This is a genomic window from Rhodovulum euryhalinum (assembly GCF_004342445.1).
In the GTDB taxonomy this organism is placed as follows: domain Bacteria; phylum Pseudomonadota; class Alphaproteobacteria; order Rhodobacterales; family Rhodobacteraceae; genus Rhodovulum; species Rhodovulum euryhalinum.
In genome coordinates this window covers 88,947-104,430 of sequence record NZ_SLWW01000011.1, presented here as the reverse complement: position 1 = coordinate 104,430, position 15,484 = coordinate 88,947, and the positions used below count along the sequence as shown (strand labels likewise).

The following is a 15,484-nucleotide window of genomic DNA, read 5'->3' as shown; positions in this document are numbered from 1 at the left end:
GGCATGTTCCGCCTCTCGCCCCTCCGCCTCGGAACTCTGGCGCTGCTTCTGGCGGCGGCCACGGGCGCGGCCTTCGCCAGCGGCTTTGCCGGGCTCGAAATGCTGACCGAGATCCTGATCCTCGCCATTCTGGTGATCGCGCTGGACATGGTGGCGGGGTTCGGTGGCATGGTCTCGCTGTGCCATGGCGCGCTGATGGGGGCGGGGGCCTATGCCTTCGCCATGGCGGGCCTGTCGCTTGGCCTGCCGGTCTGGGCGGCGATGCTGTTCGCCGTGCTGTTCACCGGCGCGGTGGGCTGGATCGTCGGCGCGATCTGCGCCGGCAGCCAAGGGATCTATTTCATCATGGTCACGCTGGCCTTCGGGCAGATGGGCTATTCCTTCGTGTTCGAAAGCCCGATCTTCGGCGGCGACGACGGGTTGGCGGGACTGGCGCGGCCGGACCTTTCGGCGCTGGGGATCGACCTGAACACGTCCCGCGCCTTTGCACTCTATTGCCTGGCCGCGCTGGTGCTGGTGGTGCTGGCAGCCGCGCAGATCCTGCGGTCGGGGCTGGGGCGCGCGCTGGTGGGCATCCGCGACAACGAACGGCGGATGCGCGCGCTGGGTCTGACCGTGTGGCGGACCAAGGCGCATCTCTTCGGCCTGTCGGGGATGATCGCGGGGGTTGCGGGCGTGCTGGCCGCCCAGCATGTGATGTACATCTCGCCTGGGCTTCTGGCCTGGACAGTGTCGGGCGAGGCCCTGGTCGTGGTGATCCTTGGCGGGCTTGGCACCTTTGTCGGGCCCATCGTCGGGGCGGTGGCCTTCGTGGTGTTGCGCCACGAGGTCAGCGCGATCACCCCCTACTGGCACCTCGTCGTGGGCCTGATCCTGATTGCGGTCGTGATGAGCCGCGCGAACGGCATCTTCGGCTTTGTCGAAGACCGGCTTTCCCGGATGTCCGCCCGCCGCGCCGCAAGGGCCGCCGCCCCTCGGGGAGAGCCTCACGATGCTTGAGGTGCGCCATCTCGACAAGCGCTTCGGCCCGATCCACGTCACCCGCGACGTCTCGCTGCGGCTGGAGCCGGGCGAGCGCCGCGTGATCCTTGGCCCCAACGGCGCGGGCAAGACGACGCTTTTCAACCTGCTGGCGGGTGAGCTTGCGCCCGATGCGGGCGCGATTCTGCTGGGCGGGCGCGACATCACCGCCGCCCCCGTGGCAGAACGTGCGCGTCAGGGGCTGGCCCGCAGCTATCAGAAGAACACGCTGTTCGACGCGCTGAGCGTGGCCGAGAACCTCGGCCTTGCCGCCGCGGTGGCGACCGGTGCCGCGCGGTCGATCCTGCGCGACTGCCTTGCCATGCCCGAGGTGCGCGAGACGGTGCGCGAGGTGGCCGCACGGCTGCACCTGAGCCCGCATCTGGATGCGACGGTCTCGGCCGTTTCCTACGGGGTGCGCCGCCAGTTGGAGGTGGGGCTGGCGCTGGCCACCCGCCCGCGGGTGATCCTGCTGGACGAACCCACCTCGGGCATCGGCCCGGAAATGGCGCATGGCTTTCACCACATGCTGGCCTCGCTGCCGCGCGAGTTGACGCTGCTGATCGTCGAGCACGACATGGATCTGGCCTTTGACGTGGCCGACCGGATCACCGTTCTGAACTATGGCGAGGTGGTCTTTGACGGCGCACCCGAAGAGGCGCGGAACTCGGCGATGTTGAAGGACATCTATCTGGGGTCGTGGGAGAATGCTTGAACTCTCTGACGTCGATTCCGGCTATGGCGAAACGCAGGTGCTGCACGGCATGACCCTGACCGCGCAGCCCGGCCGGGTGCTGGCGATCCTGGGGCGCAACGGCGCGGGCAAGACCACCACGCTCAAGACGGTCATGGGCCTGCTGCCGCTGCGCCGTGGCGCGATCCGCTTTGCCGGCGCGCCACTTGACCGGCGGCCCTATCACATCGCCCGGTTCGGCATCGGCTACGTGCCCGAAACGCGCGACATCTTCCCCTCGCTCAGCGTGCACGAGAACCTGATGCTGGCCGCCCGCGTGGCGCGCAAGGGCACGTGGACACTGGAGCGGGTGATCGACCTGTTCCCGCGGCTGGGAGAGCGGCTGGAAAACGGCGGCACACAGCTTTCGGGCGGCGAACAGCAGATGCTGGCCATCGCCCGGGCGCTGATGATGAACCCGCGCCTGCTGATCCTCGACGAACCAACCGAAGGTCTGGCCCCGATCATCGTCAAGCTGATCCACGACAAGCTGGCCGAGTTGCGCTCGGCCGGGATGTCGATGGTCCTGGTCGAGCAGAATTTCGGCTTCGCCACCTCGCTGGCCGACGACGTGGCGGTGGTCAGCCGCGGCCGTGTCGTCTGGTCGGGCAGCCCGGCCGAGATTCGCGCCGATGCCGATCTGCAGCACCGCTGGCTGGGGGTCTGACGTTCCGGCGGGTACGGTTGCCATTTCCGCATACCGGTACTAGTTTAGGACAACTCCAAGAAGGCGCGGCCCTGACCGCGCTGCAATTTGTGCAGGACATGGCAGAGCGCAAGACCCAACCCGACACCGCCGAGGTCGCCATCGGCCCGGTCGAGGAAAGCGACCTTTCCTGGATCGTGGCCCTCGATACCCAGAATACCGGCATGCCCAAGCCCGACTACTGGCGGCGGCTGCTCGACGGCGCCCGGACCGAACCGCACCGCAGCTTCTTTCTGGTCGCGCGCAGCCAGGGAACGCGGCTTGGCTTCATCGCGGGCGAGATCCGGGCGTGGGAGTTCGGCTCGGCCCCCTGCGGCTGGATCTTCGCCATCGGGGTCGAACCCGACTGGCGGCTGCGGGCGGTGGGCACACAACTGTTCGACGCCATCTGCGCGGGCTTCCGGCAGGCGGGGGTCACCAAGGTGCGCACCATGATCGCCCGCGAGGCGCAGCTTATCATGTCGTTCTTCCGGGCGCATGGGATGATGGCCGGCCCCTTCGTGGAACTGGAGAAGGATCTCGACGAATGAAGCTCCAGCTTGCCACCCGCCACGCGCTTTTCGCCATTCTCGAACTGGCCTCCCGGCCAGACCGCCAGCTTTCGGCCGCCGAGATCGCGGACAAGTACGACCTGTCCACCAACCACCTTGCCAAGGTCCTGCGCACGCTGGGCCGCGCCGGACTGGTCGAGGCCTCGCGCGGCGTGGGCGGCGGGTACCGGTTTTGCGGCAACGCCAAGCGGCTGAACCTGCTGGACATCGTGCAACTCTTCGAACCGATCTGGCCGATCGGACAGGGCGCGCCAGAGCCGGGCGACCACACCCGCAACGGGCAGGCCCTGCGGCGGGTGCTGGGCGAGATCGAGGAGGCCACGCGCGCCACGCTTTCGTCGATCACGGTGGACACGATGCTCAAGATCAGCCGCCGGACGCAGGACGCACCCGCCGAAGATGCCGTCCGAAGAGCCGCGGTCGGGCTCTAGCCCGATCAGACATACTGCCCCGCATCGACCTGCAACACCTGCCCGGTGATGAAGGCCGCCCGGTCCGACAGCAGGAACAGCACCGCCGCCGCCACGTCCTCCACCCCCGGCAGGCGGCCCAGCAGGCTTTCGTCCAGCGCCCGCTGCCGCAGTTCGGGGGCCAGGGCCATCGTCATCTCGGTCAGCACCATGCCGGGCGCGACCGCGTTCACCGTCACGCCCTTGCGCCCGAATTCCCGCGCCGCGGTCTTGGTCAGGGCCACGAGGCCACCCTTGGACGCGGCATAGTTGGCCTGCCCGAACTTGCCCCTGAGCCCGTTGATCGAGACGAGGTTCACGATCCGGCCGACTCCGGCTCCGGTCATTCCGGGCGCCACCGCGCGGATCATGTGGAAGGCGCCGGACAGGTTCACGTCGATCACCTGCCGCCACTCGTCGTCCGTCATCCTGAGGATGGAACGGTCCCGGGTGATCCCGGCATTGTTCACCAGAAGCTCGACAGGCCCAAGCCCGCCGACCGCCTGCGCCACCGAGGCCGGCTGTGTCACGTCGACCGCGTGCATGCTGGCGCCCTCCGGTCCCTCTGCTCCGGCGGGGTCGAAGACGTGAACCTCGGCCCCGCCTGCCACCAGCCCCTCGGCAATGGCCCGTCCGATTCCGCGCCCGCCGCCGGTCACGATAGCCCGCCGCCCGGCCCAGTCCCATCCCGCTGTGGCTGCCATCTGTGCCCCTCGAAAGCTTGACGCCGCTCAAAATAGGTATTAACGTACCCATTTAGCGAAAACAAGCCGTCAGGGGGTGAGAATTGTCCGATGCGTCCATCACGGTCCGGCCCGTCGTCGCCGCCGATATCGAGGCGGCCATCGCGCTTGACCGCCAACTGACCGGCCGTTCCCGCCGCGGTTTCTTCGAAAAACGCCATGCAAGGCTTGCGACCAATGCCGGCCGGTTTGCCTGGCTTGTCGCAGAGCGCGGCGGCGCCCTGGCGGGCTTTGTCTCCGCCCATCTGCAAGAGGGGGAATTCGGCGGCACCGCGCGCGCCGCGGTCATCGATGCAATCGCCACCGACCCCGCCCAGCGCGGCAGCGGCATCGGCCGGGCGCTCATGGCGGCGCTCGAGGCCGACCTGCGCGCCCAGGGCGTGACCGAGATCCGCTCGGAGGCGGACTGGAGCGACCGCGAGATGGTCCGGTTCTTCGCTGCGTCGGGCTTTGCCCTTGCCCCGCACCTTGTCCTGCACCGCCCTGTTGCCAACTGAGGAAGGTCCATGAACACCTGCGAAAAGGACTTCAGCGATCCGTCGAGCGATTCCGCCGAAGCGTTCAGCCGCGACCCTTTGCCTGTTCGCTCGATGCTCGAGACCGACTTGCCCGCGGTCGTCGCGATTGACCGCAAGCTGAACGGAAGCGGCGAGCCCCGCACCCGGTACTACGAGGCCAAGCTGACCGAGATGCTGGGCGAAAGCGGGGTTCGCGTTTCGCTCGTGGCCGAGATCGAGGGCGAGTTCGCCGGTTTCGTGATGGCGCGGGTCGATTACGGCGAGTACGGCCGCACCGCGCCCTCGGCCGTGCTGGACACGATCGGGGTCGAGCCCGCCTTCCAGGGCCGGGGCGTGGCCGCGGCGCTGCTGCGCCAGCTTCTGGCGAACCTCGCCTCGCTCAATGTCGAAACGCTGCACACCCGCGTCGACTGGAACGCCCACGGCCTGATGGCCTTCTTCGAGACGGCCGGGTTCACGCCCTCGCAACGCCTGAGCTTCTGCCGTCCGCTATGACCGGGCCGGAGGGCCGCCCCGGGCGGCTCCGACACCGAAGCTCCGGGCTCGATGCCCGGAGCTTCGGTTCTCCCCGTCAGCCGAACTTGAACAGCACCCCATAGCCTCCGCGCGGCCAGGACCAGTCCAACTCGCCTGTGCCCTGGCAGACGATCCGGCAGGTGCCACATTCCATGCAGCCATCGGCGGCGACCTCGACCCGGCCCGCCTCGTTCAGGCTGTAGCATCCCGCCGGACAGATGTTCACCAGCGCGCGCAACTCGGGGCTGTCGCCCCCCTGCCGTGGGAGGATGCGCACATGGGGGTTGCCCTCGTCCACCATGTAGCGGTTCTGGTAAAGCCGCTCCTCCATCCGCGGCACCGTCGTTTCCGCAGCCTTGTTCGTCATCGCCATGCCCTCGCCACCTTGACCATGTCGGCCGCCACGTTCAGCCAGTTGCCGCGGGCCGTCTTCAGGCCCCGCAGGATCTCTGCCTCCTTCGCCCGCTTGTCGCGCCCGTCCACACGCAGGAACGCCTGCATCGAACGATTGATGACCGCGGGCCAGGTGGTGAAGAGCTGGCGGTTCTGCTTCAACAGCTTCGGAATCTTCCGGTATTTCCTCAGGTCCTTCAGGACGAAGCTCTGTTCCAGCGCGTCGCGGTAGACCTTGAGGTTCGCCTCGGTCGCAGGCCGGCCTTCGGCCTTGAGCCGCGCCAGGCACTCACCCGCGATCCGGCCGGTGGTCATCGCCAGGTTCGACCCCTCGCGGTGCACCGCGTTCACGAACTGCCCGGCATCGCCCACGATCAGCCAGCCATCGCCGGTCAGTTTCGGGATCGCGTCATAGCCACCCTCGGGGATCAGGTGGGCGACGTATTCCTTCATCTCGGCCCCCTTCAGCAGCGGCCGGACCGAGGGGTGGTTCTTGAACCTGTCGAGCAATGCGTAGGGCGGGATCTGCTTCTCGGCAAAGTCCGACACGAGGCAGCCGACCCCGATCGAGATCGACTCCCTGTTGGTGTACAGGAACCCTGTACCGACCATGCCCGAACTGACCGAGCCCAGAACCTCGATCACCACGCCCTCGTTCTCGTCCGACAGGTTGAACCGTTCGCGGATCGTCTCTTCGGGCAGGAAGTGGGTCTCCTTCACCGCCAATGCGACATGCTGGGGCCGCAGTTCCGGGCGCAACCCCGACCGCTGCGCCACCAGCCCGTTCACGCCCTCGCCCAGCACCACCACGTCGGCATGGACCGGGCCACCCTCGCGGTCGGTCAGCACGCCGATCACCCTGCCCTCGGCATTGCGGACCAGCTCGATCACCGTGGTCTCGGTGATCAGCGTGACACCCGCCGCGCGCACCTGTTTCGCGAACCACTTGTCGAACTGGGCCCGCAGGATGGTATAGCGGTTGGGCCGCTCCTCGTTGAAGCTGTCGGACCGGTGATGGGTGCCGGTATGGGACTTTTCGTCCAGCATCCAGAACCGTTGTTCGACCACATGACGTTCAAGCGGTGCGGTCTCGCGGAAGTCGGGGATCATCCGTTCCAGCGCGTCGGAATAAAGGATCGCGCCCTGCACGTTCTTCGATCCGGGATATTCACCCCGGTCGATCTGCAGCACGTTCATCCCCGCCTTGCCCATCGTGTAGGCGGCCGCGTTGCCCGAAGGCCCGGCCCCCACGACGATCGCATCGAAATGTTCCACAGGCATCGGTAGGTCCTCCTCAGCTTGCCAGCGCGCGGCCCGGGAGCCGGCGGGCGAAGGCATCGGCCAGCGCCGGAAGTATCGTCAGCGCATCGGCCACCACGCCCAGATGGGCGACGTCGAAGATCCTGGCATCGGGGTCGGTATTGATCGCGACGATCAGGTCCGAGCCCTCGACCCCGACCCGGTGCTGGATCGCCCCCGAGATGCCGGCCGCGATGTAGAGCCTAGGCCGGATCGTGGTGCCGGTCTGGCCGATCTGGCGCTCGGCGGGCGCCCAGCCCTTCTGCACCAGGGGCCGCGAGACGCCCCATTCGCCGCCCACCACCTCGGCCAGCCGCTGCACCAGCGCCAGGTTGCCGGGTTGCCGCAACCCCATGCCCCCCGCCACGACGATATCGGCATAGGCCAAGTTCGCCTTCTCGATCCGGGCGTCCGAGACGAATTCCAGCACCTTGGTGACGATGTCGCCCTCGGCCATCCCGAGCGAGTGCCAGACCATCCGGCCCGTACGCGACCGGTCGGGCTCGGGCATGGCCATCACGCGGGGGCGAACGGTCGCCATCTGCGGGCGGTGGTTCAGCGTGTGGATCGTGCACAGAAGCGTGCCGCCGAAGGTGGGCCGGGTGGCGGCCAGCGACTTGTCGTCGGCGATCCTCAGCTCGGTCGAATCCGCCGTCAGGCCCGTCTGAAGCATGGTCGCCACCGACCCCGCAAGATCACGGCCCAGAGGCGTCGCGCCCAGCAGCAGGATTTCCGGCTGGTACTTGTCGACCAGGCCGGTCAGCGCCCGGGTATAGGGCTCGTTGCGGTAATCGGCCAGCAGCGGATCCTCGCAGATGTAGCAGATATCCGCGCCGTAGTGATACGTCTGGCTGATGGCCGCCTTGGTGTCGTCGGTGCGGGGGCCCAGAACCACGGCGCAGAGATCCACGCCCAAGTCGTCGGCCAGCTTGCGGCCTTCGCCCATCAACTCCCACGAGACGGGATGGACGCACCCCCGCTCGATCTCGACGAACACCCAGACGTGCCTGTAATCCTTGAACTTCGCGGCAAGCTGCATCTGCATCGCGGCGCGGCCGCCGGCGGGTTGCTGGGGGGCGTCAGCCATGGCACGATCTCCTCAGGACTTGAATCGGGCGGACAGCGCCGCTTCGAGGTTCGGGCTCTGCGCGAACAGCAGGTCCAGAACCGCGTCGGCGGTCTGCGCGGGTGTCTTGCCCTCGACCACCACCATCTCGGCCTTGTCCGCACGCGGCCGCGGCGCAAAAACCCGCTTGACCACGGTGGGCGAACCGCGCAGCCCGCATTGCATCGGATCCGCGATCCCGGCCTCCTCGGCCGACCAGGTGGTGACCGGCGCACGCGCGGCGCGCAGCATGTCCTGAATCGTGCCCCGGCGCAGGGTGTTGGTGTCTTCCAGCATGGTGATCAGGCAGGGAAGCCTGGAGCGCAGCACCTGCACACCCCCTTCCGACCGGCGGCGCAGCGTGATCGTGGCCCCGTCTCGGTCGAGCGCGTCGATGGCGGCAACATAGGTCAACTGGTTCAGCCCCAGCCGGCGCGCGATGCCGGGGCCGACCTGCGCGGTGTCGCCGTCGATCGTCTGCTTGCCGGTGAAGACGATGTCGATCGGGTGCTCTTCGCCGATCCTGGTCAGGGCCTTCGACAGCGCGAAGGAGGTTGCCAGCGTGTCCGAGCCCGCGAAACGCCGGTCGGTGATCAGAACAGCCCTGTTCGCACCCAGCCCCAGCGCACGCCTCAGTGCGTCCTCTGCCATCGGCGGACCCATCGTCAGCACGGTGACGGTGCCGCCGTATTCGTCCCTCAGCCGCATCGCCTCTTCCAGCGCGAAGAGGTCGTAGGGGTTGATGATCGTGGGCACGCCCTGGCGCATGATCGTGTTGGTCACCGGGTGAACGCGGATCTGCGCGCTGTCGGGCACCTGCTTGATGCAGACGACCGAATGGAACTCACGGGCCAGCCGCGTCATGGTGGGACCTCGTCAAAGCTCGGAGACGGGAAAGGGCGCCGCGCCCCGGCGCGCCGCCAAGGCCGTGTCAGGCGGCCATCTCGTCCAGAAGGGCAAGCTTCTGGTGGCGGAACGCGCCCCACAGGGCAGCGCCGATCGCACCCGCATGGATCGCGTCTGCGTGGCTCTGGGCCGTCAGCGCCATGTTCTCGGCCGCCAGCGCCTCGTTCAGCGCCGCGACCAGGCCCTCGTCCAGCGCAAGCCCCCCGGTCATCTGCACGACACCCTCGGTCGCGCCGATGGCCTTCAGCAGTTTGGCCAGCCGCGTCGCCATCGAGACATGGATCCCCTTGAGAATGTTCGCAGCCGAAATGCCGCGCGAAACCATGTTGATCACGTCGGTCTCGGCCAGCACGGCACAGATCGAGGACACCTTTTCCGGCGCGTCGGCCGATTTCGAAAGCTGGCCGATCTCATCCTGGGCGATGCCGAGGTAGCGGGCGATGTTTTCGAGGAACTGCCCAGACCCCGAGGCACACTGGCTGGTCATCCGGTAGCCCAGCACCTTGCCGCTGTCGTCGATCCGGATCGCCCGCCCGTTCAGCGCGCCGATATCCAGCACCGAGCGCGCCCGGTCGTTCAGGTAGACCGCGCCGCGGCCATGCGTCGTCATCGAGTAGAAATGCCCCGTGGCAAACCGCAGCGCCTCGGCGTCGCCGGTCGAGGCGACATAGGCGACATCCTCGCGGCAAAGGCCCTGCCGGGCCAGCATCGCGTCATAGGTTTCGTCGGTCAGAAGAAACGGATCGCGGTTGCGGATGCGGGCCACGTCCTTGTCCAGCCATTCGACGGTTTCGCCGTCGACGCGGAACAGCACGGTCTTGATGCAACCCGAGCCGATGTCGATGCCTGCGGTGATGATGGCGGTCATGGGGGTCCTCCCTCAGTTCAGGACGGCGCGGGCGGCGAAGGTCGCCCCGCCCAGCGCGCCGGTGTAGATCGAGTCCGGGTCGATGTTGATCTGGACGTCGCCGTAGTTTTCCTTGATCAGCTTGCGCAATTCGCGCACCGCGGCCTCGTTCTTGGCCACGCCCCCGGTGAAGGTGAACTGGTCCTTGACCCCGCCCGCGCGCGACAGGATCGACATCGCGCGCAGGATGATCGCCCGGTGCAGACCGGCCAGGATATCCTCGCGCTTTTCGCCCAGCGCCAGACGGTCGCGCAATTCCGCGCCCGCAAAGACCGTGCAGGTCGAGTTGATGCGCACCTGCTTGGTCGAGGCCATGGCCAGCGGGCCAAGCTCATGGAGCCCCATGTTCATCTCGTCGGCGATATAGCCCAGGTAGCGGCCACAGCCCGCGGCGCAGCGGTCGTTCATCTGGAAATTCTCGACGATGCCCGCGGGATCGACCTGAATGCCCTTGGTATCCTGCCCGCCGATGTCCAGCACCGTGCGGGTGCCCGGATACATCATGTGCGCGCCCAGCCCGTGGCACAGGATTTCTGAGCGGATATGCTCTTTCGGGAAGGGCAGGCGCACCCGGCCATAGCCGGTGCCGACCACATAGGTTTCTTCCAGCGGGATCGCCAGGGCCGCCTGGACGGGGGCTGCGATGGTGCCCGCCTCCATCGTCCCGGACTCGAGCGCGCGCAGGAACTTGGCCTCCATTTCGCCGGCGGGGGGGCGGTTTTCCACCTCGATGATGGATTTGTCGTAGAGGTTCAGGATCAGGTCGAACGGCAGGCCCGCCGCCTTGCTGACCGCCTCGCCGACCTGCATGAAATCGGCCCCGGCCAGATCGCGGAAGAAGTCGGACTTGCGCCGGGCGCCGGGCGCGAAGAGTGCGGCCGACTTGTCGCGCAACCGGCGGAAGGTCTCTTCCAGCACCTCGCGGACGGCGGCCTCCCTGCCTTCGAAGCGGGGGCCGCGGATGTTGCCGATCGCGGTGGCCTCCAGGTCCTCCAGTTGTTCCAGGAACTGGATGCGGCGGAAGTTGCGTTCCAGATCGGCGAGGATCTCGTCGACATGCCCGGCCGCCCCCGGCACGTCCGCCAGTGCCCGGCGGAACAGCGTCAGGCGGGTGTCGATCATCGCCTCCTGCTTCGACACCTTGGCCGCCGTGTCGTAGTTCGACCGCGAATTGGTGATGCCGCGGCCCAGCACCTGCAGGTTTTCGTCCATGACCACCGCCTTGGTGGTGGTCGAGCCGAGGTCGATTCCGATGAAGCACTGCATGTATGGTCTCCCTCAGGCGGCCCGCGATCCGCCGCGGCGCTTCTGTTCGATCATCTGGAAATAGCTTTCGAGCCGGTTCTTGACGTTCGCGGCCGAGAAGTAGCGCGGGTCCACAAGATCGGTCTCGATGAAGGCGCCGGGCTTTCCGGTGCGTTTCTCGACCTCGCGCATCATCATCAGCTGACCGGCCGAAAAGCTGTTGCACGACTTGATGGAATTGGTCAGCAAACCGTCCGCCTGATACTCCTCGATATACTTCGTCAGGATCTCGACGCGGCTGGGCAGATTGCGGTTGGTGTAGCAGCCCAGGCAGTAATCCGCGAGCGACTCCAACGGGTTGTCCGGATCGTGGCGGAAGCCGAAATCATACATTCCGCCGACCTTGGTATAGGTCGAGGCCACCACGACCGCGCCCTCGTCCGAGAACATCTTCCAGAACTCGCGGAAATGGGTCCAGTTGGGCGGGCCCTCGACCACCAGCCGGTATTTCTGCTCGCTCAGCGTGGTCCCGTCGGGCATCAGCGGCCCGAGCCCGGCATCGGCGCGGGCCTGCACCTCGGCCCGCAGCGTCCGGTAATAGTCGATGGCGTCGGTCGTGCCGCGGAAGGCGGTGAAGATCGGCCCGATGTAATAGACGCCGCCGAAATAGGCGTCGATCGGCGACGGCGTGCGCTTGCCCTGTTCCAGCACCCAGACCAGGTCATCCTCGGCCCGGGCGGAATTGCGCAGCGCCTCGCGCAGCCGGTCGATGTCGAACTTGACGCCCGAGACCTCTTCGAGGCCGGGAATGATGACCTCTTTCAACTGCTTGACGATGTAGTCGCGCATGTTCTTGGTCGACTGCCCGTCGCCCTCGTAGGGGACATGCAGCATCAGCGTCGGGCACTTGTACTCTTCGCGCAGCAGTTCGAACCACTTCATGAAGGTGTAGCAGCCCGTGTAGGACAGCAGCAGCACGTCGGGGTTCGGGAACGGCTTGCCGTTCGGCGCGATGTTGCCCTTGCCCATCATGCCGATGTCGGCCTTGACGTAGGTGCACACGTCCTCGGAATGGCCCGATTTCTCGGCCGTCATGATGTAGTCGCCCGACAGCTTGCGCATCCCGTTCTGGATGGCGTTGATCTCGGGCAGGTTGTTGACGATGCCAAAGCACAGCAGCAGCTCGTTCAGGTTGCCGGGCACGAAGGTCGAGGACACCTTGCGCCCCGTCTCGCGTGCCGAGGTGATGGCGTCGTAATTGCGGGCGATCAGCTCCTTCTGCAGGAGCATCGAGGGTTCCTTGACGGCATCGGACATGGCCTAGCTCCAGAGCTTGATGGAATCGGCAAAGGTGCCGGCCTGTTCCCGGATGGGCTGCATCTGGCCGGAATTCTCGGCGTACTTGAACGAGATGTGGGGGATCCCCGCCTCGGTCAGGCGCCGCGCGATCATCGGACGATCCAGCAGCGCGGGATCGCAGAATGACGGGCTTGCGTAGATCACCCCCTCGGCCCGCGCCTTGCGGATCTGGGCGATGTGGAACCGGCCCTTGTCCTCTTCCCTGGGCACGTATTTGCACGAGGTCTCGACCGACTTCGTCAGGTAGGCCGTGGCCAGCGCCTCGATCGGGTCGCCATCGACCGGCACGTCCTCGGTCAGGAAGCGGTTCACCAGCGCGTAATCGTCCTCGACCACGTAGCAGCCGGCCATCTCGACCGACTTGATCAGGTTCAGGGGGGGCTGTTCGCAGAACGAGCCGTAGATCGCGATCCGCACGTTGTCCCGGCGCGGCCGATCCTCGGCCTCGGCGGCGTCAAGGTAGTCGGCGAGCATGCCGTTATGGTCCTCGACCGGCATCATCAGCCCGGCCCGCATCAGCAAATAGACCTCCGAGGCCGGCGCCTTCCACGGCGCGTTGGCGCGGAAGTCATAGACTGCCCGGACCAGCCGCCGGTTCTCGTTGTAATGCAGGATCGAGGCGCGCAGGGCTGCGTCAGTGATCGGACGGCCGGTCAGCCGCTCCAGCCCCTCGCGCAGTTCCTTCAGTTCCTCGATGTAATAGGCTCCGCCCACCTCGGGGTCGAAGTTCTGCGGCGTGTCGAAGAACTTGGTCCAGACCTGCGGGAACATGATCTTCCACATGCCTGACAGGTTGCGGATCACGTCGCAGACGAAGGGAAAGATCATCCCGTCCACGAAATCCAGCCGCCCGGTCACGCCCAGTTCGACGGTGGACCGCGGGATGCGGCAGATATAGCTTTGATAGAAGGCGTCGCCGTGGATCACCTCCATCCGGTCGCCGCCGCCGAAGATGCCCAAGGGCAGGCAGCCCGCGGCGTGGATCAGTTCCAGCGGCGCATAGACCGGCAGGAAGCCCACCACCTTGCGGCCCGGTGCGGCCTCTTTCCAGGCGCGGGCGGCGGTGAAATCCAGGTCGTCGAACAGCGTCTGGCAGCGGGCGACGGTCTCTGCGGTGGTGGCGGGCATCAGCGGGCCTCCCATTGGGCCGGGCGCTTTTCCAGAAAGGCGGTCAGGCCCTCCACGGCGTCCGGGGTCTGCATCAGGTGGGTCAGGTACAGGTCTTCGGCCTGGGCCAGCCGGTCGCGGACACGGCAAACGTAGTCGCCCCGCGCCGCGCGCACCGCCAGCCGCAGCGACGACGGGCTGTGCGGGGCGATGCCGGTGTCGAACCAGTCCAGCGCGGCGCGCTCGGGGTCCTCGGTCACGGTATGGACAAGGCCCAGCCGGTGCGCCTCGGCGCCCGAGATGGATTGCCCAGTGAACAGCATCCCCTCGGCCGCGCAGCGCGCAATCCGTTCGGGCAGGATGACCGAGGCGGGCGGCGCGAACACCCCCAGCACGATTTCCGGCTGGCCAAAGCGGGCGTCGGGGTCGGCGAAGATCAGGTTTCCGGCAATGGCAACCTCCATCCCGCCGCCCAGGCACTGGCCGCGCACCGCGACCAGCACAGGCACCGGCGCGGCGACGATCCGCAGGATGAGGGCGTGAAAGCCCTTCAGCATCGCCTCGTACTGGCCGGGCAGGTGTTCCTCGACGCTGGCGCCGAAACTGAAATGCGGCCCCTCGGCGTCGATCAGCACGCCCAGCAGGCGCGGGTCATCCAGGTGTTCGGCCAGCGCCGCGTCGATGGCCGCAATCATCGGCGCATCGACGATGTTGGCCTTGGGGCGCGCCAGCCGCAGCCGCAGCAGGCGCCCGTCCCGGTCATGCCAGACCTTCAGGGGCTTCGCGGTCATTTCGCCGCCCCGCGCGCTTTCGGCATCAGGCTTTCGGTCAGGTCATCGGTCCAGGGCGTGCCCGCGGCCAGCGCCTGGCGCAAGCCGACAAAGTCGATCTCGCGGTCGTCCCTGGAGCCCTCGTTGAAGGCACGGAAACCCGCCCGCGCCTCGGTCATCATGTTCAGCGCCAGCCACGCCCGGCTGTTTTCCTTGTTGGCGTTCCAGGCTTCGATCTTGGGCTTGCGCAGTTCCTCGATGGTCTTGGTAAAGCAGTCGGGGAAGGTCAGCAGGATCTTCGCGCACAACTCCTCGACCCTGGCATCCAGCAGCGAAAGGTCCACCGTGCCGCGCTTCAGCGCCTCGCGGCCCGCGGCAGCCTCTTCGCCGGTGCGCGGCTCGCCGTGGACGATCTTGCCGAACTCGTCCAGCCAGCGGTCGGTGACCACGGTGGGGTTCGGCACGAACCGCCCGTCCAGTTTCAGCGCGGGCACGATGTCGGTGATCATGCCCAGACGGTACGCCTTGTGCGCCGACCACGGTTCGCACAGCGAGCCCGAGACCATCGCCATCTCGCAGCCCAGCATCACCGGCAGAAAGTCGGTCGCGCCGCCGATGGGGGCCGAGCCGTGCTTGGGCCCCGCCTGCCCGAATCGCGCCAGATCCTGCGCCACCGAGAAATCGCAGGCCATGCCGATTTCCTGCCCGCCGCCGATGCGCATGCCGTTCACCCGGCAGATCACCGGCTTGTCGCAGCCCAGGATGGCGGACACCATATCGTTGAAAAGCCGCATGTATTGCCGATACTCCTGCGGGTTGCCCGCGTAGTACTCGGCGTATTCCTTCGTGTTGCCGCCGGTGCAGAAGGCCTTGTCGCCCGCGCCGGTGAACACCACCGCCACCACGTCGCGTGCGTTCGAGGCGGCGCGAAAGGCCAAGATCGTGCCCTTCACCATCTCTGTCGTGTACGAGTTGAACTGCGCCGGGTTGTCCAGCGTGATCCAGGCGTTGAACAGACCCGGCACCACGGCGCCGTCCGGCGTGCGGGCAGGGCGCTTTTCATACAGGATGCCGGGAACCACCGTTTCGGGAACGATGTTGTGATCCTTCAGGTCGCGGGCCGGTTCGGAAAGGGCGGGGGCGGGATGGGCAGACAT

The 15,484-nt window shown here is 67.1% G+C and carries 18 protein-coding genes; 7 read left to right on the top strand and 11 right to left on the bottom strand.

The features are described 5' to 3' along the window. Positions 1-3 precede the first annotated feature (3 nt). The 5 genes from EV655_RS13800 (at position 4) to EV655_RS13780 (ending at position 3,441) form a co-directional block, all read left to right on the top strand. Positions 4-999: a branched-chain amino acid ABC transporter permease gene (locus EV655_RS13800; protein WP_132545836.1), complete on the top strand. Its 996-nt coding sequence runs from the start codon at positions 4-6 to the stop codon at positions 997-999. After that, positions 992-1,735, top strand: coding sequence for an ABC transporter ATP-binding protein (locus tag EV655_RS13795; protein WP_132545834.1), 744 nt, complete (start codon positions 992-994; stop codon positions 1,733-1,735). The genes EV655_RS13800 and EV655_RS13795 overlap by 8 nt, the downstream gene beginning before the upstream one ends. After that, positions 1,728-2,420, top strand: coding sequence for an ABC transporter ATP-binding protein (locus EV655_RS13790; protein ID WP_132545832.1), 693 nt, complete (start codon positions 1,728-1,730; stop codon positions 2,418-2,420). The genes EV655_RS13795 and EV655_RS13790 overlap by 8 nt, the downstream gene beginning before the upstream one ends. Positions 2,421-2,518: 98 nt before the next feature. Then, positions 2,519-2,989 (top strand): GNAT family N-acetyltransferase, encoded by a 471-nt coding sequence (locus EV655_RS13785; protein WP_132545830.1) that lies wholly within the window; start codon positions 2,519-2,521, stop codon positions 2,987-2,989. After that, a complete protein-coding gene (locus EV655_RS13780) occupies positions 2,986-3,441 on the top strand; it encodes an Rrf2 family transcriptional regulator (RefSeq protein WP_132545828.1) in 456 nt (151 codons plus the stop codon). Before EV655_RS13785 ends, EV655_RS13780 begins: the two co-directional genes overlap by 4 nt. A 5-nt stretch (positions 3,442-3,446) precedes the next feature. Here the strand turns inward: EV655_RS13780 and EV655_RS13775 are convergent, their stop codons facing one another. Next, positions 3,447-4,163: an SDR family oxidoreductase gene (locus tag EV655_RS13775; RefSeq protein ID WP_132545826.1), complete on the bottom strand. Its 717-nt coding sequence runs from the start codon at positions 4,161-4,163 to the stop codon at positions 3,447-3,449. 83 nt (positions 4,164-4,246) lie between these two features. On the opposite strand from EV655_RS13775, the gene EV655_RS13770 reads away from it, so the two are divergent. Both EV655_RS13770 and EV655_RS13765 read left to right on the top strand, forming a co-directional pair. Then, complete coding sequence (locus EV655_RS13770; RefSeq protein ID WP_132545824.1) at positions 4,247-4,699, top strand: GNAT family N-acetyltransferase; 453 nt, start codon at positions 4,247-4,249, stop codon at positions 4,697-4,699. 9 nt (positions 4,700-4,708) lie between these two features. Continuing rightward, the gene (locus tag EV655_RS13765; protein ID WP_132545822.1) at positions 4,709-5,215 is read left to right on the top strand and encodes a GNAT family N-acetyltransferase; all 507 of its coding nucleotides are present in this window, start codon (positions 4,709-4,711) and stop codon (positions 5,213-5,215) included. Positions 5,216-5,291: 76 nt separating this feature from the next. On the opposite strand, the gene EV655_RS13760 is transcribed toward EV655_RS13765, so the two are convergent. The 10 genes from EV655_RS13760 to oah all read right to left on the bottom strand — a co-directional run bounded on the left by EV655_RS13760 (position 5,292) and on the right by oah (position 15,484). Continuing rightward, the gene (locus EV655_RS13760; protein WP_132545820.1) at positions 5,292-5,609 is read right to left on the bottom strand and encodes a ferredoxin family protein; all 318 of its coding nucleotides are present in this window, start codon (positions 5,607-5,609) and stop codon (positions 5,292-5,294) included. Then, entirely contained in the window at positions 5,600-6,910 is a 1,311-nt protein-coding gene (locus EV655_RS13755; RefSeq protein WP_132545818.1) for an FAD-dependent oxidoreductase, read from the bottom strand. Before EV655_RS13755 ends, EV655_RS13760 begins: the two co-directional genes overlap by 10 nt. Positions 6,911-6,923: 13 nt before the next feature. After that, positions 6,924-8,015 carry an electron transfer flavoprotein subunit alpha/FixB family protein gene (locus EV655_RS13750; RefSeq protein ID WP_132545816.1) on the bottom strand — a complete coding sequence of 364 codons (1,092 nt, stop codon included), beginning with the start codon at positions 8,013-8,015 and terminating at the stop codon, positions 6,924-6,926. A gap of 12 nt (positions 8,016-8,027) precedes the next feature. After that, positions 8,028-8,897: an electron transfer flavoprotein subunit beta/FixA family protein gene (locus EV655_RS13745; protein WP_132545814.1), complete on the bottom strand. Its 870-nt coding sequence runs from the start codon at positions 8,895-8,897 to the stop codon at positions 8,028-8,030. Between the two features lie 67 nt (positions 8,898-8,964). Then, positions 8,965-9,807: a benzoyl-CoA reductase subunit D gene (gene bcrD / locus EV655_RS13740; RefSeq protein ID WP_132545812.1), complete on the bottom strand. Its 843-nt coding sequence runs from the start codon at positions 9,805-9,807 to the stop codon at positions 8,965-8,967. Between the two features lie 12 nt (positions 9,808-9,819). Then, positions 9,820-11,112 (bottom strand): benzoyl-CoA reductase subunit A, encoded by a 1,293-nt coding sequence (bcrA, locus tag EV655_RS13735; protein WP_132545810.1) that lies wholly within the window; start codon positions 11,110-11,112, stop codon positions 9,820-9,822. Positions 11,113-11,124: 12 nt separating this feature from the next. Beyond that, a complete protein-coding gene (gene bcrB, locus EV655_RS13730; RefSeq protein ID WP_132545808.1) occupies positions 11,125-12,408 on the bottom strand; it encodes a benzoyl-CoA reductase subunit B in 1,284 nt (427 codons plus the stop codon). A 3-nt stretch (positions 12,409-12,411) separates the two neighbouring features. After that, the gene (bcrC, locus tag EV655_RS13725; RefSeq protein ID WP_132545806.1) at positions 12,412-13,578 is read right to left on the bottom strand and encodes a benzoyl-CoA reductase subunit C; all 1,167 of its coding nucleotides are present in this window, start codon (positions 13,576-13,578) and stop codon (positions 12,412-12,414) included. After that, positions 13,578-14,348, bottom strand: coding sequence for a cyclohexa-1,5-dienecarbonyl-CoA hydratase (locus EV655_RS13720; protein WP_132545804.1), 771 nt, complete (start codon positions 14,346-14,348; stop codon positions 13,578-13,580). The genes bcrC and EV655_RS13720 overlap by 1 nt, the downstream gene beginning before the upstream one ends. Then, a complete protein-coding gene (gene oah, locus EV655_RS13715) occupies positions 14,345-15,484 on the bottom strand; it encodes a 6-oxocyclohex-1-ene-1-carbonyl-CoA hydratase (protein ID WP_132545802.1) in 1,140 nt (379 codons plus the stop codon). The genes EV655_RS13720 and oah overlap by 4 nt, the downstream gene beginning before the upstream one ends.